Here is a 26,194-nt window from a genome sequence, read left to right as displayed (position 1 = left end):
TTAAATATTAAAAATTTCTTTTGAATTCTGAGTTGTAATTTCGGCAATTTTTTCTTCGGAAACTTGATAAATCTCAGACAATTTTTCTAAAACCTTTATGATGTATGAACTTTCGTTACGTTTCCCTCGATATGGTTTTGGTGCGAGATAAGGCGAATCAGTTTCTAAAACAATATGTTTCAAATCAATCTGATTTAAAAACTGATCTATTTTTCCATTCTTGAATGTTACTACACCACCAATTCCTAATTTCATATTATAAGAAATAGCTTTATCAGCCTGCTCTAAAGTACCTGTAAAACAATGAAAAATTCCGAAAAGCTTATCATCTTTTTCAGTTTCTAAGACATCAAAAATTTCATCGAAAGCCTCTCTACAATGAATTACAATTGGTAACTCATACCGTTTAGCTAATTGTATTTGATGTTTGAATGCTTTTTTCTGTATGTCTAACGTTGAAGTATCCCAATACAAATCAATACCAATTTCGCCAATAGCATAGAATTGACGTTTGGCGAGCATGTCTTCAACATGTTGTAATTCCTCTTTATAATTATCTTTTACAGAGGTTGGATGTAAACCCATCATTAAAAATATATGATCTGGGTAATCCGTTTCAAGTTGAAGCATTGATTTAGTATGACTAGAGTCTATGGCAGGAATAAAAAAGCGGGAAACATTTGCGTTCAAAGCACGCTGAATCATCTCTTTTCTATCTTCATTAAATGCATCACTATATAAGTGCGTGTGTGTGTCTGTAATTGTCATGTTGCAAAAATAAATGTTTTATAAGACTATATTTGTAAAAAAGTAAATGATATGGAAACCTTAAAAGAATTCCTTTTAAATAAAGGTTATACGAAGATAAAGTTGCATTTAACAAAGACCAACCATTTTGAAATTATAGCCAAAATTAACGGACAAAAAGGCTTGTTTATTTTAGATACTGGCGCATCTAGTTCTTGTGTTGGTTTTGAAGCTATAGAAACCTTTAAGCTTAAGGCAAAAGATAGTGAGGTTAGAGCAGCAGGAGCAGGAGCTACAGATATGTTGACTCAAATATCTAAACGGAATAAATTAAAGATAGGAAAATGGAAAAAAGACAAAGTTGCGCTCATCTTGTTTAATTTAACTCATGTAAATACAGCATTAATTAACCATAACTCTAAACCTGTTGACGGAATTATTGGAGCAGATGTGCTTAAAAAAGGTAAGGCAGTGATTGACTATGAAAAAAAATATTTATATCTAAAGTTGTAAGATTTTATTTATCTTTATAAAAATCCCTCAATTAATAGCAAATGCCTACAATAATCATCGCAGATGACCATCCACTAATTCTAAAAGGGCTTAAAGATTTTCTCATTGAAAAAGAATATAAGGTCATTGCCAGTGCAAAAAACGGAAAGGAAGCGTTTACACTTATTAAAGCACACCAACCAGAAATAGCTATTTTGGACATACAAATGCCTTATCTTACAGGTTTACAGGTCGCTAAAAAGTGTAAGGAAGCAGGTCTTACCACAAAAATTATTATCATCACTTTTGAAAAAAGTGAAGAAATTTACAATGAAGCCAAAACCCTTGGTATTTATGGTTATATATTAAAGGAATTTGCAATTGAAGAAGTCGAGCATTGCATTTCAAATGTGCTACTGGAGAAATCCTATTTTAGTCCAGAACTTATTGAGTATTTAGAAATCAAACAGATGCCTGAGGCGCTCAAAACGCTTACTGAGACCGAAATACGAGTGTTGCAGCTTACTGCTAAAAATAAAACAGCCAAAGAGATTGGAGATATTATAGGCTGTTCAAATAGAACTATTGAAAAACACAAAAGCCATATCAGGTCTAAATTGAAGTTATCTTCTAATTCAAATAGTATAGCGATTTATGCAAAAGAGCAAGAAGAATATTTATCAAAATATACGTAGTTCTACGTATTGTTTGGTATAGCATTAATGGCGAAGTTTGTAATGCTATTAATTCTTTAGGGAGAGTTATTTTACGAAAAGCCTTGAATTGTCATTGATTCAAGGTTTTTTTATTGAAAAAAAGTAAAATATACGTAGAACTACGTATTGCGTTGCATTAATTTAATACCGAAGTTTGTAATGCTATTAATCAATTGTCCTTTTGAAATAAAGGATTAAAGCTCTGAAGTTTTAAGATTTCAGAGCTTTTTTTATAAAATTTTAAATTTTAACATTTTCCAAAAACCTGTTAAACAGACAGTTACAAAAAAAACAGTGCTTTATACGTAGTTCTACGTATTGTGCCACGTTGATTAATTACCGAGTTTTACAGTATGTTATTTATATAGGGATTATGAATAGCAACTAATTAATCTTAATTAACAAGATAATTAGTTTTAGGGTGTAAAGTTCTGGGGTGTTTCATCCCAGGACTTTATCAAAAAAAACAATTTAAAATGACAATAAAATGGATACAATGAAACACAAAACAAGTCTAATCAATAAACTATTTATAACAGGCTTAATTGTGAGTGCTGTTGTAATCATTACGGTAAATATTCTTGTTAATTTTTTTTAGTTATTAGTTAGTTATTTTTATTAGGGGAAAAAGCGCAATCCAAATCTTCGGAATGCGCTTTTTTATTTAAACTGAATATGTAAAAAGGATTACATTTCTAAAGCCTTTTTAATGTTGTTATTCATTAATAATTCTGTTGGATTTTCCAGAGCCTCTTTAACAGCAACTAAGAATCCTACAGATTCTTTTCCATCAATTATTCTGTGGTCATAAGATAATGCAACATACATAATTGGTCTGATTTCTACTTTACCATCTATGGCAACTGGTCTTTCAACGATGTTGTGCATTCCTAAAATTCCACTTTGAGGCGGATTAATAATAGGTGTAGATAACATACTTCCAAAAACACCTCCATTGGAAATGGTAAAGGTTCCTCCTGTCATTTCATCAACAGTAATTTGTCCGTCACGAGCACGAATAGCCAAACGTTTTACTTCAGCTTCAACACCTCTAAAACTTAAATTTTCTGCATTTCTAATCACAGGAACCATCAACCCTTTTGGTCCTGAGACAGCGATACTAATATCACAGAAATCATAGCTTAGCATTTCTTTTCCGTCAATCATTGAGTTTACTGCTGGATACATCTTTAAGGCACGAACCACAGCTAATGTAAAGAAACTCATAAACCCAAGTCCTACACCATGCTTTGCTTTAAAGTCTTCTTTGTATTGATTTCGCAATTCAAAAATAGGAGACATATCAACTTCGTTAAACGTTGTTAACATGGCTGTTGTATTTTTAGCTTCTACTAAACGCTCAGCAACTTTACGTCTTAACATAGACATTTTGCTTCTAGATGTTCCTCGATTTCCTCCAGTTGGAGTTCCCATAGATGGTACAGCATTTACAGCATCATCTTTAGTGATACGACCATCTTTTCCGGTTCCTGAAACAGTAGATGCATCAATTCCTTTTTCAGCAAGTACTTTTTTGGCTGCAGGACTGGCTACTCCTGAAGCGTAAGTTTTATTCGCTGGATTTGGTGCTTTTTCATGATTTGATTTTTCTTTTCCAGAATCCAAATCTTTCATTAATTCTTTAGTTTCCGCTTTATTGGCACCTCCTTCATCACCACCACCTTTGTAAGTTTCAGGTGTATCTTTTGCAGCATCTCCACTCGGTTTTTCTGCGGCAGTATCTATTAAGCAGACCACAGCTCCAACTTCAACAGCATCACCTTCTTCGGCTTTAAGTGTAATCGTTCCACTTGCTTCTGCTGGCAGTTCTAAAGTTGCTTTATCACTATCTACTTCAGCAATAGCTTGATCTTTTTCAACATAATCACCATCTGAGACTAGCCATTCTGCAATTTCTACTTCTGTGATTGATTCTCCTGGAGAAGGAACTTTCATTTCTAAAATCATCGTTCTGTAATTTTATTTTTAAGCGTTTATATGTTTTTTTAATTCCAAATAAAGGAATTTAATACTCTAACGTTGGTTGTTTTTGGATTTATCAAATACGTAATTAATAACTTCTTGATGGCGTTTTTTAGAACGTACACTACTACCTGCAGCAGGTGCTCCATAAGGTCTTCGTGTCGCAGCTCTAAATGATTTTGCTTCTTCTAAATGCATTAACATATGGCTGTAAGCTCCCATGTTTCTAGGTTCTTCTTGAGCCCAAACAATATCATCTGCATTTTTGTATTTTGCAATGGCATCTTTGATTTGTTGTTCTGGTAATGGAAATAATTGTTCAACTCTTACCAGAGCAACATCATCTCTTTTAAGTTCTTCTCGTTGTTCTAATAAATCATAATAGAATTTACCAGTAACAAAAACCAAGGTTTTAACGTTATCGACTTTTACTGTATTATCGTCAATAACCATTTGGAAACTTCCGTTGGCAAATTCATCTACAGAAGACACTACTAAAGGATGACGTAATAAACTTTTAGGTGTAAATACAATTAATGGTTTTCTAAACTCTGCCTTCATTTGCTTACGTAACAAATGATACATATTTGCTGGTGTTGTACAATCCATGACAAACATATTATCTTTTGCACATAATTGTAGATAACGTTCCATACGACCAGAAGAGTGTTCCGCACCTTGGCCTTCATAACCATGAGGCAGCAACATCACTAATCCATTTTGAAGTTTCCATTTATCTTCTGCGGCAGAAATATATTGGTCCAGCATAATTTGTGCACCATTACTGAAATCTCCAAATTGTGCTTCCCAGATGACTAGTGTTTTTGGACTTGCCATGGCATAGCCATAATCAAAACCTACAACACCATATTCAGATAACAGGGAATTGTAAATAAAGAATTTGCCTTGTTTGTCACTAATTTGATTAAGTAATAATATTTCTTCTTCACTATCTTCAACTTTTACCACAGCATGTCTGTGAGAAAATGTGCCTCGTTCTACGTCTTGTCCAGAAATACGAACGTCATAACCTTCTTCTAGTAATGTCCCATAGGCTAAATGCTCTGCCATGGCCCAATCTAATTTATCTTCATCAAACATGGTTTGACGCGATTGTACGAGGCGTTCTATTTTACGTATGAATTTTTTATCTTCAGGTAAATTTGAAATTACTTTTGTGATTTTAGCTAAGCCTTCTTTAGAGAAAGTGGTATCAATGGGTTGCATCATTTTATCTTCAACAACCGTATGATAGTTTGTCCATTCATCTTCCATAAATGGTGTGATGACTGTTTTATCTATTTTTCTTGAATCTTCTAATTTAACTTCAAGTTTGTCTTTGTACTCTTTTTCTAATTCTGCAACATAACCATTGTCAATAACGCCTTCAGCAATTAATTTGGCTGCATAAATGTCTCTAGGATTTTGATGCTTAGAAATGGCTTTATAAAGTTTAGGTTGTGTAAAACGAGGTTCGTCACCTTCGTTATGACCATATTTTCTGTAACCTAATAAATCGATAAACACATCGCGTTTAAATTTCATTCTAAAATGAAGTGCAAATAACATGGCATGAACAACAGCTTCGGCATCATCTGCATTTACATGCATTACAGGAGAGAGTGTCACTTTGCCAACATCTGTACAATAGGTACTTGAGCGTCCATCGAGATAATTGGTTGTGAATCCAATTTGATTGTTCACTACGATATGAATGGTTCCATTCGTTTTGTAACCCTCTAACTGTGCCATTTGAACAACTTCATAAACTAAGCCTTGACCAGAAATAGCAGCATCACCATGTACTACAATTGGTAAAACCTGTGAAGGGTCTTCACTGTATTTGTCGTCTTGTTTAGCTCTGGCTATGCCTTCAACAACAGCACCAACTGTTTCTAAATGCGAAGGGTTAGGTGCAATGTTTAAATTAATTTGTTTTCCACCATCAGTTACACGATTGCTAGTCCATCCTAAATGATATTTTACATCTCCATCAAATACTTCTTGCTCGTAATCTTTACCATCAAACTCGCTAAAAATGTCTTTTGCAGATTTGCCAAAAATATTGGTTAATGTACTTAAACGGCCACGATGTGCCATTCCCATTACAAATTCTTTAACACCGTGATTTGCGGCACTTTCAATAAGCGAATCCAAAGCAGGTATTAAAGATTCATTTCCCTCTAATGAAAAACGTTTTTGACCAACATACTTTGTGTGTAAAAAGCTTTCGAAAGAAACAGCTTCATTTAATTTTTTGAGGATGTATTTTTTTTCATCAGCAGTAAATTGAGGCTGATTGTCTTTAATATTTAACTTGTTTTGAATCCACTGAATTTCTTCAGGTTTTCTTATATACATATATTCAACACCAATTGATTCACAGTAGATTTTTTCTAAGTGATCAACTATATTTTTGAGTGATGCCTTTCCAATACCCAAAATTTCACCTGCAGAGAAAACGGTATTCATATCACTTTGTGAGAGTCCGAAATTTTCAATTTCTAACGTTGGTGCATATTTCCTTCGTTCGCGAACAGGATTGGTTTTTGTAAATAAATGGCCTCTGTTTCTATAACCATCGATAAGCTTAACGACTTGGAATTCTTTTTGAACATGTTCAGGAATTTGAGTCGTAACACCTTCTGCAATTTCACCATCCATTCCATAACTTTCACTTCCGAAGTCATAACCTTGAAAAAAAGCTCTCCAGCTTGGTTCAATAGAATCAGGATGTTTTTGGTATTGTTCGTATAAATCAGCAAAGTATGCTGTGTGCGCTGCGTTTAGAAAGGAATATTTATCCATTATTTGGTATAAGTCGTTTTCGCTTCAACAAAATTTATTCAAAAATACAACATTTACTAAAAATAGGTGTGTTTTTGGTATATTTATAGATGTAATTTAACTCAAATTTTAGATAATGAATTTTTCACCTCTTTTCAATTGTAAAACTTACCTTGTTATTTTTATGATTTGCTCCTCATTATCCTTTTCTCAAAATCAAAATAATGCAAGTGATTTCTGGAACCATGTGCGTTTTGGAGGTGGTCTAGGTCTCAGTTTTGGTGATGGCTTTTTTAGCGGAACAATTGCACCAAGCGGAATCTATGAGTTCAATACAAAATTTGCGGTTGGACTAGGATTAAATGCCACATATAATAAGCAGGACAATTTTTTTAAATCTACTGTTTTTGGAGCAAGTGTTATCGGATTATTTAATCCTGTAAGAGAACTACAGGTATCTGCAGAGTTTGAACAACTTAATGTAAATCGAAAGTTTGATGACCCAATATTTGAAGATGATAATTATTGGTATCCAGCGTTGTTTATGGGATTAGGTTATGGTAGCAGAAATGTGACTTTCGGAATACGCTATGATTTACTTTACAATAAAGATAAAAGTATTTATGCAGATCCATTCATTCCGTTTGTAAGAGTGTTTTTTTAAGAATACTTATGACGAAACCAAACTTTTTGCCATTCACGTTGAAGAATTAAAAAGGTGACATTTTCAGACAGTTGGAGTGTGTCACTCCCATCTAATTGCTTTATTTTTTCTTCTGAAACATCAATGATATATAATAGATTCAAATAGTCGGCAAATTTCTCTTGAATGAGTTTAAAGACGACTTCATGCAGTAGGTATTTTAAACTTGATGGAAGAATGTCTTCTTCAAAATCAAGGTTGATATTAGCAAGTAAAAAATCTTTGTTGATTTGTTGTATCAGTTTTGAATACAGTTCTAAACGTTCGGCTTCAGAAATTAAATTTTCAAAGGTTTGTGGTAGTTGCATTAGACATTTCTGGTCATTAAGTCGTTTCCAAATGCTCTTAGTGCATTTTTATGCTCTTCGGAAATCTTTACACTATTCAATACTGAAAAAGCTTTATTTGTATAATTTTCAATTTCCTTTTTTGTGGCTTCTGAAGAACCACTGGATATAAAAAATTGTTTTACAGCATCTATTTTATCAGTAGGATCTGATGGATTTACACTGTATAAATGCTCTAATTGACGTTTATCATCAGCGCTCGAAAACTCTAATCCTTTTAAATATAAGAATGTTTTTTTATTTTCAATAATATCACCACCAACTTGTTTTCCAAAGGTTTCAGGATTGCCAAAAGCATCTAAATAATCGTCTTGCAACTGAAAAGCAATTCCCAGATTTTTACCAAACTCGTAAATTGAATTTTGACAACTTTCCGAAGCATTAGCAACAATAGCTCCCATTTTCATAGCAGCACCAACCAAAACAGCAGTTTTGTATTCAATCATTTTTAGATATTCTGGAATAGTCACATCTTCACGAGTTTCAAAATCAACATCATATTGTTGCCCTTCACAAACTTCTAATGCTGTTTTGCTAAATAGTTTTGCTAAATCTTGAAAAATTTTTGGTTCATAATTTTCAAATAGCTGATAAGCCATAATAAGCATGGCGTCACCAGAAAGAATTCCGGTATTAAGATCCCATTTTTCGTGAACCGTTTCTTTTCCACGACGTAAAGGAGCATCATCCATGATATCGTCATGAACTAATGAAAAATTATGAAAGACTTCTACACTCAAAGCAGCATCAAGTGCCAGTTTATAATTACAACCAAAAATTTCTGCTGTCATTAAAGTTAAAACCGGACGCAAACGCTTTCCTCCAAGTTGTATGATATAATGAATAGGATTGTAAAGTGAAGTAGGCTCCTTAGGTGTTATAAAAGTGTTGAGGTGATTTAAAAATGCCTCATGATAAGATTGAATATTCTGCATTGCACAAAAATAATGTAAATGCATAAATCTACAATCACACTTTAACTATATGTTAAAAAAAGAATAAAACCAAGGAAACTTTTTTTGTTTTTAAAGTTTCCTATTGTAGCTTTGCACTCAAATTATGAGAGATAAAATTATAAATAAGTCGGAAGAACTCTTTTTAAACTTTGGTTTTAAGAGTGTTACAATGGATGATTTAGCCAATGAATTGGGTATTTCTAAGAAAACCATATATGTGCATTTTCCTAATAAAACGAAATTGGTAGAGGCAACAACGTTGCACATGTTCGAAACTATTTCTTGTGGAATTGACTGTATAAGTCAGTTGAAAAAGAATCCTATTGAGGAAATTTTTGATATCAAACAGTTTGTGATGGAGCATTTAAAAAACGAAAAATCTTCTCCACAATACCAGTTGCAAAAGTATTATCCTAAAATCTTTGCAACCTTAAAGACAAAACAATTTGATGTGATGCAAAACTGCGTTACAGAAAATTTAAACCGAGGAATAAAACTAGAACTTTATAGAGATAACATAAATGTTGATTTTATTTCCAGACTCTATTTTAATGGTATGGTGGCTTTAAAAGATCAAGATTTATTTCCTTTAAAATCGTTTTCTATGAACTCATTGATGGAATATTACATCGAGTATCATTTAAGAGGTATTTGCACATCTAAAGGCTTGGAAACTTTAACTAAATTATTAAAAATCAATCAAATTAATAAATAACTAATGAGAAAAACACTCATATTAATAACAAGTTTAATCTTAACTTCTGTTGGGTTTTCGCAAGAAAAACCTACAAGCTTATCACTTCAAGAGGCTATAGATTATGCTTTACAAAATAACCGAACTGCAATAAATGCAGGACGTGATATCACAGCTGCCGAAAAACAAAAATGGGAAACGATAGCATCAGGTTTACCTCAGGTTAGCGCAGGTATAAATTATCAAAATGCATTAAAGCAACAAGTCACACCTGTCGATATTAATGGTGATGGGATAGATGAAGATTTTGTTTTAGGTGATCCGCAAAATATAACTGCAACTGCAATTTTAAATCAAAAAATATTTGATGGCTCATACCTTGTTGGATTACAGTCTGCGAAAGTATTTTTAGAAATATCAAAAAACGCTAAAGTCAAAACAGATCTTGAAGTTAGAAAATCGGTTATAGAAGCCTATGGTAATGTGCTTTTAGCAGAAGAAAGCATCACGATTTTAAATAAAAACATCGCAGTTCTTCAAAAAAATCTTGAGGAGACAACTAAAATCTTCGAAAATGGTCTTGAAGAAGAAGAAAGTGTAGAACAACTAAAAATCACCTTATCTGGTGTAGAAAGCCAATTAAATAATACCAATAGATTAAAAACATTAGCCTATCAAATGCTAAATATTACGATTGGTTTAGATCTAAATTCTGAAATTGTATTAACGGATGATTTAGAAACTTTAACAGCTCAAAACCTTAGTATAGAATTATTAAATACAGATGCATCTGTTGAAAACACGATTGATTATCAAATTGCTGAAAATGATAAAGTGTCAAAAGAATTATTGGTAAAACTTGAAAAAAGTAAAGCCTTACCAACATTAAATGCATTTATAAATGGAGGTTATGCTGGGTTTAGTGAGTCATTCACTTTTGCTAACAGTTCGCAACGATGGATTGGCTCTTCTATATTTGGAGTTAGTTTAGACATCCCTATTTTTAGTTCAGGTATGCGAAGTGCTTCCACACAGCGTGCTCAAATCAACCTAGAAAAAGCTCAAACCGATTTAACCGAAACCGAACAAAAAATAAAACTGCAAATAGCTTCAGCGAAAAGCGATTACCAGTTCGCTATTGAAGATTATGAAAATAAAAAGGAAAATTTGGCCTTAGCAGAGCGTATTGAAAACAAAAATCAAACTAAATTTTTTGAAGGTATCGCTTCAAGTTTCGAATTACGACAAGCCCAAACTCAATTGTATACAGCGCAACAAGAATTATTACAAGCCATGCTGGATGTTATTAATAAGAAAGCCGCTTTAGAAACCGCATTAAATACCATAACACTAAACTAATCAACCATAAAAACACTATGAAAAATATATATTCACTATTTCTTATCACTTTTCTTTTAGTTTCATGTAGTAGCGAAAAGAAAAATTCTGTAGAAAATGTTATTGAAAGTAACAGTTTAGAAACAATTCGTAAAAAACGTGAAGCACTCGTCAATGAACAGCAAACCATTAACGATAAGATTAAACTCCTGGATGAAAAAATTAAGAGTTTAGATACGAGCAAACACGTTCCGCTTATCACAACATTTACTGCTAAACCTGAAAAATTTGAACATATTTTAGAATTACAAGGAAATGTAACCACGAAAAACCTTTTAGTTATCACGCCAGAGTATAATGGTATTTTAACGCATGTGTATGTAAAAGAAGGACAAAAAGTAAGCAAAGGACAGCTGCTTGCTAAAATTGATGATGGCGGATTGAGCCAGCAACTGGCACAATTAAAAATTCAATCCGATTTAGCAAAAACAACTTACGAGCGTCAAAAACGCCTTTGGGAACAAAACATAGGTAGTGAAATACAATTCTTACAAGCAAAATCAACGTACGAGTCTCAGCAAGAAGCTGTAAATCAATTGCAGCAACAAATAGCTAAGACAAATGTAAAAGCACCTTTTTCTGGAACAATTGATGATGTCATCACAGAACAAGGAAGTGTTGTTATAGCAGGACAATCTCAACTAATGCGTATAGTGAACCTTGACGATATGTATATTGAAGTTGAAGTTCCTGAAAGTTATGTTTCAGATGTTGTAAAAGGAAAAAAAGTTAAAGTTGAACTTCCTGTTTTAGGAAAAACAATAGAGACTAAAATTCGTCAGGCTAGTGATTTTATCAATCCTGCAAACCGAACCTTTAAAGCAGAGATCGAAGTTCCTAATAAGGATAAAGATATTAAACCAAATCTTACAGCAAGATTAAAAATTAATGACTATACCAGCGAAAATGCAATTTTAATTCCACAAAGTGTCATTTCAGAAAATTCAGAAGGAGAACAATATGTATATGTCGTAACTGATAAAAATGCAGAAGGTATTGGTACCTCAAAACGAATCATTATTGAAACTGGAAAAACACAAGGTGATATTATTGAAGTCGTAAAAAATCTTGAGCAAGGTGCTGAGATTATTAAAGAAGGTGCGCGAAGCGTAAAAGATGGTCAAACGGTTGAAGTTATTAATTATAAAGAAGATAATAATGATTAATAAAAAGAAAAAAAATACTGAAAAAGAATTTGGACTCTCGTCGTGGGCAATAAACAACAAAACGACCATGTATGTCCTAATTGCAGTCTTTTTCTATTTAGGTGTTTCTGCTTTTTTTAGCATGCCCAGAGAAAATTTCCCTGAAGTTAATGAGACCAAAATTTATGTGAGTACAGTATATCCTGGTAATACTGCTGAGGATATAGAAAAATTAATCATTGATCCTTTAGAAGACCAACTAAAAACGGTTAGTAACGTGGTAGAAACGTCTTCTACATCTCAAGAAGATTATGGTATGTTGGTAGTTGAATTTGATGAAAACATCACTGTTCAGCGTGCTTTGCAAAAAGTAAAAGACGAAATTGACACCGAAACATCTAATGAAGACTGGCCAACCTTTAATGGTGCTAAGGTAGAACCTGATGTTTTTGAATTAAGTCTTTCTGAAGAAATGCCGATTCTTAATATCAATATTTCTGGAGATTATACCATTGAAAAACTCAAAGATTTTGCGGAATACCTTCAAGATGAAATTGAAGATTTACAGGAAATTAAAAAAGCAGATATCAGAGGCGCTCAAGAAAAAGAGGTTGAAGTAGCTGTAGATATTTATAAAATGATGGCAGCAAAAGTCACTTTCAGTGATATTCTTGGAGCTATCAGTAATGGCAACATTACGCAGTCTGCAGGAAATTTAAAAACCAGCGGACAACGTCGTACGATTAGAATTATTGGTGAGGTAGAAAAGCCTTCAGAATTAGAAAACTTTGTGGTTAAAGCTGAAAATGGTAATGCGATCTATCTTAAAGATGTGGCTACGGTTTCATTTGAAGAAGAAGATAAAACAACCTATGCCAGAAAATCTGGAGAACCTGTTGTAATGCTCGATGTTAAAAAACGAGCAGGAAAAAATATGGTTGCGGCTGCAGAACAAATTCAAGTGATTGTTCAAGATGCCATAGACCATGTTTTTCCGCAAGATTTAGAAGTGTCGATTACCAACGACCAATCGTCTGTAACTATCGGTCAAGTTGATGATTTGGTTAACAATATCATTTTTGGTGTGATACTAGTGGTCACTGTTTTAATGTTCTTTTTAGGATTTAAAAATGCACTTTTTGTTGGGTTCGCCATACCAATGTCTATGTTTATGTCACTTATGATACTAAGCCTTATTGGTTACAGCTTAAATACCATGGTGCTTTTTGGACTTATTATGGGTCTCGGAATGCTTGTAGACAATGGAATTGTAGTTGTTGAAAATGTTTATAGATTAATGGACGAGGAAGGTATGAGTCGCATTGAAGCCGCCAAAAAAGGTATTGGTGAAATTGCTTTCCCAATTATCATTTCAACTTTAACAACAGTTGCTGCTTTTGTGCCATTAGGACTCTGGCCAGGAATTATGGGAGAATTCATGAAGATCTTACCAATCACATTGTCTATTGTTTTAGGATCATCTTTATTTGTTGCTATATTTTTTAATTCGGTTTTAGTATCGCGTTATATGACTATCGAAGATAAGGATATGCCATTGAAACAAATTATTAAAATAACTGTTATTGTAGGTGTTGTTGGGTTACTTATTCTTTTGTTTGGTGGAGCCTACAGAGGATTAGGAACCATTATGATATTTACAGCCATAATGCTTTGGGCATATCGTTTTTTTATCAGAAAATGGGCTAATAATTTTCAAAATAAATCATTAGTAAAACTTGAATCGTGGTACGAAGGTCAGTTGCGTTGGGCATTATCAAAAAGACGTCCGTATATTTTAAGTATCGGTACATTTTTGTTACTAATTGCAGCATTTATTGCTTTTGGAATTTCTTTAGCAACCCAACGTACAAAAGTGGAGTTTTTCCCAGATAACAAACCAAATCAGATTATTGTTTATATCGAATATCCTGAAGGTACAGCTATAGAAAAGACAAATGCCATCACTAAACAAATTGAAAAACGTGTGTACGAGGTTATCAACCAAGATCAATACATGGATGGTGACAGAAACGTCTTAGTAGAAAGCGCTGTGTCACAAGTTGGAGAAGGTGCTGGAAATCCACAGACCGATATGGGTTCTACTGCCGAAATGCCTCACAAAGCTAAGATTACAGCTTCTATGAGAGAATACAAATACCGTAGAGGAAAAGATAGTGAGTTATTGCGTCAAAAAGTACAGGAAGCATTAGTGGGTATTTATCCAGGAGTTTTGATTTCTGTTGAAAAAAATGCAGACGGTCCACCTGCTGGATCTCCAATTAATATTGAAATTGAAGGTAGTGATTATAACGAACTCATTGCAACTGCAGAGCGAATGCGTGAGTTTATTAACTCTAAAAACATAGCTGGTATTGACGAACTTAAAATAGATGTTAATAAAGATAAGCCAACAATGCTAGTTCAAATTGACCGAGAAAAAGCTGGTGAATTAGGCATTAGTGCCAGTCAAATAGGGAATCAATTACGAAACTCAATTTTTGGTGCTAAAGCTGGAATATATAAGGAAGATGGTGACGACTTTGATATCTATGTGCGTTTTAACGAAGCTAATAGATACAATACCAGTGCATTGTTCAATCAAAATATTACATTTAGAGATAATACAGGACAGATTAAGGAAATCCCTTTGTCTGCGGTTACCATGCATAATAATAATTCAGGATTTAGTGCTATAAAACATAAAGACACAAAGCGTGTTGTTACTGTGTATTCAGCTTTAGCACCAGGTTTTACTGATGCAGGAGCCATTGTAACACAGATTCAAAATGAAATGAAAAGCTTTGAAGGTTTACCTGAAGATATAAAAATAGATTACACAGGTCAGATTGAAGAACAAAACAAACAAATGACTTTTCTAATGGGAGCATTTTTTACAGGATTGGGATTAATTTTCTTCATTCTTATTTTTCAGTTTAACTCAGTTTCTAAGCCTACAATTATCATGCTTGCCATATTTTTAAGTTTTATTGGTGTGTTTGGCGGAATCGTACTTTCTGGAAGTGCTTTCGTAATTATGATGACCATGGTTGGTATTATTTCACTTGCGGGAATTGTTGTTAATAATGGTGTGGTGCTTTTAGATTATGCACAACTTTTAATGGATAGAAAGAAAAACGAATTAGACCTTGAAGAAACAGACTATTTAAAAAACGAAGATCTTTTTGAAAGTATTGTTAAAGCAGGAAAAGCGCGTTTAAGACCAGTAATACTTACCGCAATTACGACCATTTTGGGGTTAATTCCGTTAGCTATTGGTTTAAATATCAACTTCTTTACACTATTTGCCGATTTTAATCCTAATATTTATATGGGAGGAGATAATGTCGTGTTTTGGGGACCATTAGCATGGACTGTTATTTACGGATTATTAATTGCAACTTTCTTAACACTGATTGTAGTACCAATTTTATTCTTCTTAAGTATAAAACTTAAAATGTGGTTACGTATAAAATTTACATCTGAACCTTTAAGGGCTTCTGAAGTAGCAGCAGAACAAGTAAGTTAGTATAGATAAAAGAATTGAAACTCAATTCTAACAGCACACATTTGATGATATACAAATGTGGAAGAACCTTTTAAGGAATGAAAAAGGTTTGATTAATAGCGGAAAAAGCCTCGACAATTGTTGAGGCTTTTTTATTCAAAAATCATTTAACTTCATTAAATTTGCATCCTCATACATCGAAGCAATCGCCAAGGTGTAAATTAAAAATACGATATGTACAGAAGTCATAATTGTGGTGAATTAAGAGCATCACATATCAATACAGAAGTTACTCTTGCAGGTTGGGTTCAAAAATCACGTGATAAAGGATTTATTGTTTGGGTAGATTTACGTGACCGTTACGGCATAACACAATTAGTGTTTGATGAAGAGCGTACGTCTAAAGACATGATGCAGCAAGCTCAAGATTTAGGTCGCGAGTTTGTGATTCAGGTCAAAGGAACTGTTATTGAGCGTGCCTCCAAAAACCCTAATATGCCAACTGGTGATATTGAGATTTTAGTGTCTGAATTAACAATTTTAAATAAAGCACAATTACCTCCTTTCACAATTGAAGATGATACTGATGGAGGCGAAGAACTGCGTATGAAATATCGCTATTTAGATATTCGTCGTAATCCTGTAAAAAACAGCTTGATCTTTAGACATAAAGTGACCCAAGAAGTTAGAAATTACTTATCAAAAGAAGGGTTTATTGAAGTGGAAACACCTTATTTAATCAAATCAACACCTGAAGGAGCCCGTGATTTTGTTGTACCTTCTCGTATGAATGAAGGTCAGTTTTATGCACTTCCACAATCGCCTCAAACCTTCAAACAACTCTTAATGGTTGGTGGCATGGATAAGTATTTTCAAATCGTAAAATGTTTTAGAGATGAAGATTTACGTGCAGACAGACAACCAGAATTCACACAGATAGACTGTGAAATGGCATTTATTGAGCAAGAAGACATTTTAAATGCTTTCGAAGGTTTAACACGTCACTTATTAAAAGAAGTCAATGGTGTTGAGGTAGAGAAATTTCCAAGAATGCTTTATGATGATGCGATGCGTCTTTACGGCAATGATAAGCCAGACATTCGCTTCGGAATGGAGTTTGGAGAATTAAATGATGTGGCTCAACACAAAGATTTTGGTGTGTTTAACTCGGCTGAATTAGTTGTTGGTATCGCAGTTCCTGGCGGAAATAATTATACAAGAAAAGAAATAGATAAATTAATCGATTGGGTAAAGCGTCCGCAAGTTGGAGCCCTAGGAATGGTGTATTGTAGATATAATGAGGATGGAACCTTTAAGTCTTCCGTTGATAAATTTTACGATCAGGATGATTTGGCAAAATGGGCTGAAAAAACTGGAGCACAACCTGGTGATTTAATCTGTATACTTTCAGGTCATACGCATAAAGTTAGAGCGCAATTAAGTGCTTTACGTATGGAATTAGCTGAGCGTTTAGGATTGAGAGACCCGAAATCATTTGCTCCGCTTTGGGTAATGGATTTCCCTTTATTAGAGTGGGATGAAGATACAGAGCGCTATCACGCAATGCATCATCCGTTTACCTCACCTAAACCTGGACAGCTAGAATTATTGAAAACAAATCCTGGCGACGTAAAAGCGAATGCTTATGATTTAGTTCTTAATGGAAATGAAATTGGAGGCGGTTCTATTCGTATTCACGATAAAGAAACACAAGCCTTAATGTTCGATTATTTAGGGTTTACACCTGAAGAAGCTAAAGCACAATTTGGGTTCCTTATGGACGCTTTCCAGTATGGAGCACCTCCTCATGGTGGACTCGCTTTTGGGTTGGATAGATTGGTCGCCATTCTTGGCGGACAAGAAACCATTCGAGATTTTATAGCGTTTCCAAAAAACAATAATGGTCGAGATGTCATGATTGACGCACCTGCTCCAATTGATGATGAGCAACTAAAAGAATTAAGTTTAAAGCTTAACTTAAAATCATAAATAGAAAATCCTGCTTCATGCAGGATTTTTTAGTAGATTTAATCAATGGGAATAAAAAAGGGTTTTAAAATATTAGGAATTATTCTTGGCGTTATTGTAATAGCTATAGCTTGCTTTGTAGGTTATGGTTATTATATGTTTAGTGCGAGTTTGATACCCGAAAATGAACCTTTTGAACATGCATCTCATTATATTGATCCTGAAACGGCATTGCTAAATGAAGGATTTCATGTTTGTAATGAAAACTACATTGCACAATATTATAACACACCAGAGTTGCCTTATCCGAATGGGAAGAATGGTTTTAGAAATTATATAAATCTAGCTTATGTGAATGATAACTATTCAGATTCTGGATATCTAAACATAAGGTTTATCATTAATTGTGAAGGGGAAGCTGGTCGATTTGTGATTCACGAAAACAATCTAGATTTAGAGCCTCATACCTTCAGTGAAGATTTAAAAAATCAATTGTTTAAACTTACTTCAGAAGCCAAAGGGTGGAAACCAATTTTTTTATACGAAGAAGCCAGAGATTCATATATGTACGTATCATACCGAATAGAACATGGAGAGATTACTGAAATTATTCCTTAGTATCGTTTTAGTGTTTTCAGTGCAGTCTTGTGATTCGAAACGAGAACGTGCTGAAGCTGTATATAAAAGAGCCATTCATTATCCGCAAGGATCGATGATGAGTATTAATGGTATCAAGCGAGCAACAGAAATTGATTCCACATACCAGCAAGCAGTTTATGAGCTTTCCGTAGCTTATTTAAAACGTGGCTTACCTCATAAGTGGAAACCACAATATAATAAAGCGGTTCTTTTAGATTCTGTAGAACGTATTCCGTGGAGAGGCTATTTGTATCTTTGGTTTTACAGAGATTATGAAAACGCCATTGCAGATTTTGATGCTAGTGATACACTAACACCAAAATTTATTGATGCACCTCAAGGTCATAGTGTCGATTACTGGAGAGGGATTTGTTATTTAGGATTAAAGGATTATAAAAACTCAATCGCCTATTTTGATAAATACATCAATACTGAAATTGAAGAGTCAGGTGAAGATTGGGTTGAGGTTACTGCATTTTTATACAGAGGAATTGCTTACTACGAAACAGAGAAATATGAACAAGCACTTTTAAATTTTGATAAGCAACTACAATATTCAAGAAATCGGAGTGCTGATGCGAAATATTACAAAGCCCAAATTTTTAAAAACCAATATAAAACTGAAGATGCCAAGGCTTTAATTGAAGAGGCTATTAACGATTACGATATAGGTTATTATAACCATAGACCTTATGTTGAAACACTACGTCAAATTTACCCAGAAGATTTAGAAGCACTAAAATTAGAATTACAATAATGTCAATTCAAAGCATTATAAAACATGTATTATTATTGAGATACAAATACATCTCGCAGAAGAATTTTGTGTTTTTATTAGCGATGCTTATTGGTTTATTGTCTGGATTGGTTTCTGTAACTATTAAAAATATCACCTATAGTATTCAGTGGGTGTTAGATCACCTCGCGATAGTCTCTAGAAATAGTATTTATTTTATTCTGCCTGTCATCGGACTTTGGCTGGTGTATTTGTTCGTCAAATATGTATCCAAACAAAAAGTAGAACACGCTATACCCAGTATACTATTTTCATTGTCTAAAAAGAATGGTTTACTCAAGCCAAGTAAAATTTATTTACCATTAATTACAGCGCCAATAACAGCTGGTTTCGGAGGCTCAGTTGGATTACTTGGTCCTGCAATCGCTTCAGCATCTGCTGTAAGTTCCAATATTAGTCAGTTGTTTCATGTTGACAGAAAGACTAGAACCTTATTGATTGGATGTGCTGCGGCTGGAGCCATTGCATCTATTTTTCAGTCGCCAATTGCAGCGATTATTTTTGCTATAGAAGTTTTTAGTTTAGATTTAACATTCGCTTCATTATTACCATTATTGATTGCATCAGTATCTTCAGTGCTAACCTCTTATTTTTTTGTTGGAAATAGTGTGCTTTTAAACTTTAATGTATCAACACCTTTTGCTTTAAGAGACACCTTGTTTTTTTTGATTTTAGGCATAGGAACTGGGATAGCCTCCATCTATTTCTCAAAAATATATTTTGCGGTCTATAAATTTTTCGAACGTTTCAAAACCAGCGGACAAAAACTCATAGTTGGAGGTTTGGCCATTGGTGTCATGTTGTATTTTATTCCGCCTCTCTATGGAGAAGGCTTTGGATTTATAAACGATTTACTGGATGGTAATCACTTGCATGCTTTGGGAAAAACACCTTTCGATAATCATTTAGATAATATTTGGGTGGTTATTGCTTTGTTAATCGGAATCACAATTTTTAAAGCAGTTGCCATGACCACTACTTTTGCAGCAGGAGGAGCAGGAGGAATTATCATTCCAACCATGGTTATGGGAAGTGCCTTGGGAAACGTAGTTGCAAAAATTATTAATAATATCGGACTAGGATTTCAAGTGTCTGAATCTAATTTTACGCTCATTGGTATGGCAGGTTTGATTGCTGGAGTTTTACACGCACCATTAACAGCTATTTTTTTAATTGCAGAAATTACAGGAGGCTATCAGTTGTTTGTTCCACTGATGATTACGGTATCTATGTCTTTCATTATTACTAAAAATGCCATAGATCATACAATTTATACTAAGGAACTTGCCGAAAAAGGAGCATTATTGACACATGATAAAGATCAATCAGTCTTAACATTAATGCAATTAGACAGCGTTATAGAACAAGATTTTACAGTGCTTTATCCCGAAATGTCTTTAGGTGAGATGCTCCATCAAGGTGTGGCCAAGTCGAGCCGAAATTTATTTCCGGTTGTTAATAAATACCAGCAAATGGTGGGCATTATTTTATTAGATAATATTAGAGATGTCATGTTTGACCAGACACTTTATGAGTCAACAACCGTTGAGACCTTTATGCATAATCCACCAGAGCATATCTATTATGAAACAGATTCCATGAAAATCGTAATGAAAAAGTTTCAGGATACAGGAGCCTGGAATCTACCTGTGATTAAAGAGGGAATTTACTACGGATTTGTTTCTAAATCAAAACTATTAACCGCTTACCGAAGAGAATTGATTAATTTTACATCTTAGATGAAATAATAACCATAAAATGAGCTGAGTTGTCAGTTCTGGCACAGTCGAGAACTTAGAATTAATGGTTTTATAAATAAATGAATCAGCTTATTGTGACAGATTAAAAGTTTTTGTTAAACACAATCCTATTATGAAATATATAATTCTTATCGCATTTTTAGCCTCTTTTGGAAGCATTGTTTGTGGTTTTTTATTAGAGGTAGAATATTCTCAAAAGCTCATAGGTTTTGGTGTTTTAGGACTTGTAGTTATTGTTTTCCCGCTGTTTTCTTACCATCGATGGAAAGATAAAAATGTTAAAGATTACATGTTGAGTAAAGAAAACCTGGACAAAATGCGAGAAAGTCAAAAAGAGAAAGACTTTTAAAACATCAAAAATTGATATCAATGGTGGCAGAAATTATCACTAAAATTTTCTTTTTAATTGCAGTAATTGACCCACTTGGTTCAGTTCCTGTTTTTTTAGAAGCTACAAAACAATTAGATTTAAAACATAAACGAAAGGTAGCAATCAGAGCCTCTTTTATTGCTTTTCTTATTCTTTTATTTTTTATAGTCGTCGGTCAGTTTATTCTTGATGGGATGGATGTTACCCTTGATGCATTTCAGATATCAGGAGGTGTTATATTATTTTTGTTCGCATTGACCATGATTTTTGGTGAAGGCAAACCAGAGTCTGAAAAGCATTTAATAAATGATTATAAACACGTCACTATATTTCCTGTTGCAATTCCATCTATTGCTTCACCAGGAGCAATAATGGCAGTTGTTTTATTAACAGATAATAATGTGTACTCTATCCAACAGCAGGCAATTACTACAGGATTAGTTTTTGTTGTAATCATGATAACCATGTTAGTTTTATTAGGCGCAAGTATGGTTCAAAAAAGAATTGGTGAATATGGAATTACAGTCATTAGTAAGGTCATGGGCTTGATATTGGCTGCCTATGCAGTTCAAAGTATACTTAGTGGCTTAAAAGATTTCTTTGTAGTGCTGAGATAAAGATAATTCAACACAAGTTATTATGCAGTTTAGGGACCTCTATGATTTCGAAAACCTCAATATTTACAGGTCGTTCGTATCTAATGATTAATCTAACATCACTTAATTTGACTGGTCAAGTACTAAGACTAGAATTATTAAACATAATACATTGATTTTTTAATATGTTAACTTTCAGTAATTTAAAAAAATACAATAAATTAACACATGACATCATTTTATACCGTACATTTGTAACTTAAATTAATTTTATATTTTATTACCATGACTGGAACAGTTAAATTTTTCAATGATTCAAAAGGATTTGGATTCATTACCAACGACGAAACAGGAAAAGACATTTTCGTACACGTATCAAACCTTAATGGTGTTGAGTTGCGTGAAGGCGATAGTGTAGAGTACAACGAAGAAGAAGGAAGAAAAGGGATGGTTGCCGCTAACGTGCAAGTTCTCTAAGAATATACTTTATTACAGTTTCAACGTCTAACGAAAGTTAGGCGTTTTTTTTGGGCGTTACCACAAGGGTCGCGCTCTCACTACTCGCTTTCTGCGAAGAGCTCAAACAAGCCGTTCCATCGCTAACGCAAATTGTAACTCAATTCAAATTCCGTTTTTCAAGAAAGAAGCGCTTCATAAGTGAAGAGGCTTCTTCAGCTAGAAGACCAGAAACAACTTCAGTTTTAGGATGAAGTCTCGTCCCTAAAGTTTTAAATCCGCGTTGTTCATCACGAGCACCAAATACAATTTTAGAAATCTGACTCCAGTACAAAGCTCCAGCACACATCTGGCAAGGTTCTAATGTGACATAAAGTGTGCAATTGGTTAAATACTTTCCACCTAAAAAATTAGCAGCAGCAGTAATGGCTTGCATTTCAGCATGTGCAGTAACGTCGTTTAATAATTCGGTAAGATTATGTGATCTGGCAATAATCCGATCATTAATAACGATTACAGCACCAACAGGAATTTCACCTTTATCATAAGCCGCTTCAGCCTCAAGCAAAGCTTTTTTCATAAAGTACGTATCGTCAAAAGGGTTTTTCATTTATACAATAGGTTCTTAATCAAAAATACAATTTCAAATGGTACATTTGCAATGGAATGAAAAAATTATTAAATCATATCAATTTCCCTTCAGATTTAAGACAATTAAATCAAAACGAGTTGCCTCAGCTCGCCAAAGAGCTACGTGAGTTTATTATTAATATCGTAGCCACTAAAGAAGGACATCTTGGTGCTAGCCTTGGTGTTGTAGAATTGACAATAGCATTGCATTACGTGTTTAATACTCCTGAAGATTTGCTCGTTTGGGATGTTGGTCATCAGGCTTATGGTCACAAAATTCTGACAGGACGAAAAGCGGTTTTTCATACCAATCGCCAGTTTGGTGGTATTAGCGGATTTCCAAAACGAGAGGAAAGCAGATATGATGCGTTTGGTGTCGGCCATTCATCAACGTCTATTTCTGCTATTTTAGGAATGGCAATTGCTTCTAAACTTAAAGGAGAAAACAAACATCATATCGCAGTTATTGGAGACGCATCTATTGCCAGCGGAATGGCTTTTGAAGGTTTAAATCACGCTGGTGTTACCGATACTAATATATTGGTCATTTTAAATGATAATGCGATTGGAATTGATCCAAGTGTTGGTGCTTTGAAACAGTATTTAACCAACGTTAAAAAAGGAAAAGAAAAGCAAGATAACATCTTTGAAGCACTAAATTTTGATTATTCAGGTCCAATTGACGGACATGATTTACCAGTTTTGATTTCAGAATTAGAACGTTTAAAAACAATTAAAGGACCAAAGTTCTTACATGTTATTACAACTAAAGGAAAAGGTTTAAAACAAGCTGAAGCCGATCAGGTCAAATATCACGCACCAGGAAAATTTGATGCACAAACTGGAGACATCCATGTGAAATCTGCTGTAAGCCAACCACCAAAATTTCAAGATGTTTTTGGATATACCCTTGTTGAGTTGGCGAGAAAGAATAAGAATATTGTTGGGATTACTCCAGCCATGCCCACAGGAAGTTCTTTAAAGTTTATGATGGAGCAAATTCCAGAGCGAGCTTTCGATGTTGGTATCGCTGAGCAACATGCAGTCACTTTAGCTGCAGGAATGGCAACACAAGGATTAATTCCATTTTGTAATGTTTATTCTACTTTTTTGCAACGAGCCTATGATCAGGTAATCCATGATGTGGCACTTCAAAAACTTCCTGTAATTTTTTGTCTAGATCGTGCTGGTTTGGTTGGTGAAGATGGTGCAACGCATCATGGCGTTTTTGATCTGGCATACTTACGCAGTATACCAAATTTAATCCTGTTTGCTCCCAGAAATGAGTTAGAGTTGCGAAATATCATGTACACTGCCCAATTAGGATTAGATCAACCAATTGCCATTAGATATCCAAGAGGGAGAGGTTCTGTTTTAGACTGGAAGCAACCTTTTTGTAAAATAGAAATGGGTAAAGGTGAATTATTAAAAGAAGGGAGTCATCTAGCTGTGCTAAGTATAGGAACTGTTGCTGATGTGATTACTGAAGCACTTGAAAATGTTAGTAATTATGATGCGATTGCTCATTACGATATGAGATTTGTAAAACCTTTAGACGCGTTTTTATTACACCATATCTTAAAAACATATACACATATAATTACTGTTGAAGATGGAACGGTTTCTGGAGGTTTTGGAAGTGCTGTTATTGAGTTTGCATCAAAATACAACTATAAAACCACAATACAGGTATTAGGAATTCCTGATGTTTTTGTGGAACATGGGAGTAAAGAAGATTTACAGGCATCTTTAAACATTGATGCAACAAGCATATGCAACATTTTAAATACTACTCTTGGTCTTCTAAATCTGTAGTCGCTATATCTATATCTGATTGCTCAACAGACTGGTATATTTCGGCAGAATTTCGATACTCAGGATTTTTATTGTTTGTGATATCATTTAACATAATTAAAAACGCTAAAGTCACAAAAAAGATAACAACGACAAACTGGATATTTTTTCTCATAATAGTAGGTGTTATGATTTGGGAATATCAATATAGGTAATTATGCAGATAAAGTGCAAATTTATTCGATGAAATGCATTAAATAAAAAAGATAACAACTGGTTTCTTTTTCATTACAAATGGTTTCCTTTTAATTTATTAAACGTTAGAATAGCGTTTCTATCAGATAATTTGGAAATATAAAAGCATACTGATAATAAGTTTTCGTATAAACTATCTTGCTTGACGTTCATGTTTTTTGGGAAGACTTTTAATATTAATTTGTCAAAACTTGATAAATTCCCTGAAAAATTGTTGGATACGGCTGTTGTGAAAATCTCTAAGAGTTCATTAATGACTTTGAATCCTGCAATTTCCTTATCTATAACATCCTTAGACTGGTAAATGTTTTCAACACTTAGTTTGATGATGTCTTTTATTTGAGCTTCATATTTACTGTGGTCTAATAGAGCTTTTGAGTAGGTTCCGTTGAGAATGTCTTCTTCATTAGCCATGAATAATTCAACAGCTTCAGTAATTAAGGTGTTAATTGCTAATGCTCTTAAGTAACTTACTCTATCTTGTGTCGTAGATAATAGGTTGTATTTTTTAGTGTTAATAGTGTCTCTTACCAGTTTAATCAAATACTCGAGAGCATATTCTTCTTGAATTAAACCAAGATTTATACCATCTTCAAAATCAATAATAGTATAACAAATATCATCTGCAGCTTCAACTAAAAACGCTAAAGGGTGTCTGCAAAAACTAATGTCATGTTCTGCACCTCTTTTAATAAGGCCAAGTTCTTTAGCAACATCTGAAAATGCTTCAGTTTCACTTTGGAAAAATCCATATTTTTTATCTGCGATATGTTTTGTTGGTTTTTTAGGAAGCGATTCCTTAGGGTATTTCATAAAAGCACCAAGTGTTGCATAACTAAGTCGTAAACCACCTTCCCTTCCTTGTCTGCTTTCGGTTAAAATTTTAAACCCATTAGCATTACCTTCAAAATCACAAAGATCTTGATATTGCTTGTCTGTTAATTCAGCTTTAAAACGCTTACCTTCACCTGTTTTAAAAAACTCACCTATTGATTTTTCACCACTATGACCAAAAGGCGGATTTCCAATATCATGCGCTAAGGAAGCAGCCGCAACGATAGTTCCGAAATCATTAGCTCGATAGCCTAATGCATCTTTTAAATGTGGATGTTTTTCAAGAAGTTTTTGACCAACTTTTCTTCCAAGAGACCTTCCTACAACACTAACTTCTAAACTATGGGTTAGTCGCGTATGTACAAAATCGGTTTCAGATAATGGAATCACTTGAGTTTTGTCTTGAAGGCTTCTAAATTCTGAAGAAAATATAATTCTGTCATAATCAACTTCAAAGCCTAATCGCGTTTCATCTTGTTCTTTACGTAATCTTTTATGTGTATCACCAAAACGTTTAAGAGATAATAGTTGTTCCCAGTTCATAGTAAATTTTTAAGCTTATGCAAGATAACATATCAATGTTAATTTATTGTTTCCTTTGGCCAAAAAAAAGGAAGACCTCA

Annotated in this window: 23 protein-coding genes; 15 read left to right on the top strand and 8 right to left on the bottom strand. The window is 33.8% G+C overall.

The window, feature by feature from the left end; all coding sequences use genetic code 11:
* A complete protein-coding gene (locus tag ACRHNM_RS00670) occupies positions 1 to 768 on the bottom strand; it encodes a TatD family hydrolase (RefSeq protein WP_431132634.1) in 768 nt (255 codons plus the stop codon).
* Positions 769 to 819: 51 nt separating this feature from the next.
* On the opposite strand from ACRHNM_RS00670, the gene ACRHNM_RS00665 reads away from it, so the two are divergent.
* The gene (locus tag ACRHNM_RS00665; protein ID WP_431132632.1) at positions 820 to 1,260 is read left to right on the top strand and encodes a retropepsin-like aspartic protease; all 441 of its coding nucleotides are present in this window, start codon (positions 820 to 822) and stop codon (positions 1,258 to 1,260) included.
* Between the two features lie 41 nt (positions 1,261 to 1,301).
* Positions 1,302 to 1,934, top strand: a complete 633-nt coding sequence (locus tag ACRHNM_RS00660; protein WP_431132630.1) for a response regulator — start codon at positions 1,302 to 1,304, stop codon at positions 1,932 to 1,934.
* A 708-nt stretch (positions 1,935 to 2,642) separates the two neighbouring features.
* On the opposite strand, the gene odhB is transcribed toward ACRHNM_RS00660, so the two are convergent.
* Together odhB and ACRHNM_RS00650 are read right to left on the bottom strand one after the other, a co-directional pair.
* Positions 2,643 to 3,923, bottom strand: coding sequence for a 2-oxoglutarate dehydrogenase complex dihydrolipoyllysine-residue succinyltransferase (odhB, locus tag ACRHNM_RS00655; protein WP_431132629.1), 1,281 nt, complete (start codon positions 3,921 to 3,923; stop codon positions 2,643 to 2,645).
* A gap of 66 nt (positions 3,924 to 3,989) precedes the next feature.
* Positions 3,990 to 6,746 carry a 2-oxoglutarate dehydrogenase E1 component gene (locus ACRHNM_RS00650; protein WP_431132627.1) on the bottom strand — a complete coding sequence of 919 codons (2,757 nt, stop codon included), beginning with the start codon at positions 6,744 to 6,746 and terminating at the stop codon, positions 3,990 to 3,992.
* A gap of 115 nt (positions 6,747 to 6,861) precedes the next feature.
* Between ACRHNM_RS00650 and ACRHNM_RS00645 the strand changes: the two genes are divergently transcribed.
* Entirely contained in the window at positions 6,862 to 7,389 is a 528-nt protein-coding gene (locus tag ACRHNM_RS00645; protein ID WP_431132625.1) for an alpha-ketoglutarate decarboxylase, read from the top strand.
* Here ACRHNM_RS00645 and ACRHNM_RS00640 read toward each other — a convergent pair.
* Both ACRHNM_RS00640 and ACRHNM_RS00635 read right to left on the bottom strand, forming a co-directional pair.
* Positions 7,386 to 7,736 (bottom strand): hypothetical protein, encoded by a 351-nt coding sequence (locus tag ACRHNM_RS00640; RefSeq protein ID WP_431132623.1) that lies wholly within the window; start codon positions 7,734 to 7,736, stop codon positions 7,386 to 7,388. The two genes, ACRHNM_RS00645 and ACRHNM_RS00640, sit on opposite strands and share 4 nt — an antisense overlap.
* Positions 7,736 to 8,710: a polyprenyl synthetase family protein gene (locus ACRHNM_RS00635; RefSeq protein ID WP_431132621.1), complete on the bottom strand. Its 975-nt coding sequence runs from the start codon at positions 8,708 to 8,710 to the stop codon at positions 7,736 to 7,738. Before ACRHNM_RS00635 ends, ACRHNM_RS00640 begins: the two co-directional genes overlap by 1 nt.
* Positions 8,711 to 8,834: 124 nt before the next feature.
* Between ACRHNM_RS00635 and ACRHNM_RS00630 the strand changes: the two genes are divergently transcribed.
* The 11 genes from ACRHNM_RS00630 to ACRHNM_RS00580 all read left to right on the top strand — a co-directional run bounded on the left by ACRHNM_RS00630 (position 8,835) and on the right by ACRHNM_RS00580 (position 22,079).
* Positions 8,835 to 9,446, top strand: a complete 612-nt coding sequence (locus ACRHNM_RS00630) for a TetR/AcrR family transcriptional regulator (protein ID WP_431132619.1) — start codon at positions 8,835 to 8,837, stop codon at positions 9,444 to 9,446.
* Positions 9,447 to 9,449: 3 nt separating this feature from the next.
* A complete protein-coding gene (locus ACRHNM_RS00625) occupies positions 9,450 to 10,784 on the top strand; it encodes a TolC family protein (RefSeq protein WP_431132617.1) in 1,335 nt (444 codons plus the stop codon).
* Between the two features lie 17 nt (positions 10,785 to 10,801).
* Positions 10,802 to 11,989: an efflux RND transporter periplasmic adaptor subunit gene (locus tag ACRHNM_RS00620; RefSeq protein ID WP_431132615.1), complete on the top strand. Its 1,188-nt coding sequence runs from the start codon at positions 10,802 to 10,804 to the stop codon at positions 11,987 to 11,989.
* Positions 11,982 to 15,494: an efflux RND transporter permease subunit gene (locus tag ACRHNM_RS00615; protein WP_431132613.1), complete on the top strand. Its 3,513-nt coding sequence runs from the start codon at positions 11,982 to 11,984 to the stop codon at positions 15,492 to 15,494. The genes ACRHNM_RS00620 and ACRHNM_RS00615 overlap by 8 nt, the downstream gene beginning before the upstream one ends.
* A 213-nt stretch (positions 15,495 to 15,707) precedes the next feature.
* Entirely contained in the window at positions 15,708 to 17,462 is a 1,755-nt protein-coding gene (gene aspS / locus ACRHNM_RS00610; protein ID WP_431132611.1) for an aspartate--tRNA ligase, read from the top strand.
* A gap of 45 nt (positions 17,463 to 17,507) precedes the next feature.
* Complete coding sequence (locus tag ACRHNM_RS00605; protein ID WP_431132609.1) at positions 17,508 to 18,059, top strand: hypothetical protein; 552 nt, start codon at positions 17,508 to 17,510, stop codon at positions 18,057 to 18,059.
* On the top strand, positions 18,031 to 18,837 hold the full coding sequence (locus ACRHNM_RS00600; protein ID WP_431132607.1) for a tetratricopeptide repeat protein: 807 nt from the start codon (positions 18,031 to 18,033) through the stop codon (positions 18,835 to 18,837). The genes ACRHNM_RS00605 and ACRHNM_RS00600 overlap by 29 nt, the downstream gene beginning before the upstream one ends.
* Positions 18,837 to 20,615, top strand: a complete 1,779-nt coding sequence (locus ACRHNM_RS00595; protein WP_431132605.1) for a chloride channel protein — start codon at positions 18,837 to 18,839, stop codon at positions 20,613 to 20,615. The genes ACRHNM_RS00600 and ACRHNM_RS00595 overlap by 1 nt, the downstream gene beginning before the upstream one ends.
* A gap of 133 nt (positions 20,616 to 20,748) precedes the next feature.
* Positions 20,749 to 20,985 carry a hypothetical protein gene (locus ACRHNM_RS00590; RefSeq protein WP_431132603.1) on the top strand — a complete coding sequence of 79 codons (237 nt, stop codon included), beginning with the start codon at positions 20,749 to 20,751 and terminating at the stop codon, positions 20,983 to 20,985.
* A 23-nt stretch (positions 20,986 to 21,008) separates the two neighbouring features.
* Positions 21,009 to 21,623, top strand: coding sequence for a MarC family protein (locus ACRHNM_RS00585; protein WP_431133992.1), 615 nt, complete (start codon positions 21,009 to 21,011; stop codon positions 21,621 to 21,623).
* Between the two features lie 264 nt (positions 21,624 to 21,887).
* The gene (locus tag ACRHNM_RS00580) at positions 21,888 to 22,079 is read left to right on the top strand and encodes a cold-shock protein (RefSeq protein ID WP_040252334.1); all 192 of its coding nucleotides are present in this window, start codon (positions 21,888 to 21,890) and stop codon (positions 22,077 to 22,079) included.
* A gap of 139 nt (positions 22,080 to 22,218) precedes the next feature.
* Here the strand turns inward: ACRHNM_RS00580 and ACRHNM_RS00575 are convergent, their stop codons facing one another.
* Complete coding sequence (locus tag ACRHNM_RS00575) at positions 22,219 to 22,668, bottom strand: nucleoside deaminase (RefSeq protein WP_431132601.1); 450 nt, start codon at positions 22,666 to 22,668, stop codon at positions 22,219 to 22,221.
* A gap of 56 nt (positions 22,669 to 22,724) precedes the next feature.
* Here ACRHNM_RS00575 and ACRHNM_RS00570 point away from each other — a divergent pair, with 56 nt between their 5' ends.
* Positions 22,725 to 24,503, top strand: coding sequence for a 1-deoxy-D-xylulose-5-phosphate synthase (locus ACRHNM_RS00570; RefSeq protein ID WP_431132599.1), 1,779 nt, complete (start codon positions 22,725 to 22,727; stop codon positions 24,501 to 24,503).
* Here the strand turns inward: ACRHNM_RS00570 and ACRHNM_RS00565 are convergent.
* Positions 24,478 to 24,657 (bottom strand): hypothetical protein, encoded by a 180-nt coding sequence (locus ACRHNM_RS00565; protein WP_431132598.1) that lies wholly within the window; start codon positions 24,655 to 24,657, stop codon positions 24,478 to 24,480. The genes ACRHNM_RS00570 and ACRHNM_RS00565 overlap by 26 nt on opposite strands.
* Before the next feature lie 113 nt (positions 24,658 to 24,770).
* Positions 24,771 to 26,114 (bottom strand): deoxyguanosinetriphosphate triphosphohydrolase, encoded by a 1,344-nt coding sequence (locus ACRHNM_RS00560; protein WP_431132596.1) that lies wholly within the window; start codon positions 26,112 to 26,114, stop codon positions 24,771 to 24,773.
* Positions 26,115 to 26,194: the final 80 nt, after the last annotated feature.

Origin of the sequence: Psychroserpens mesophilus, assembly GCF_050617655.1 — a bacterium.
Lineage (GTDB): Bacteria > Bacteroidota > Bacteroidia > Flavobacteriales > Flavobacteriaceae > Psychroserpens > Psychroserpens mesophilus_A.
This window is presented reverse-complemented; position numbering and strand designations above follow the sequence as displayed.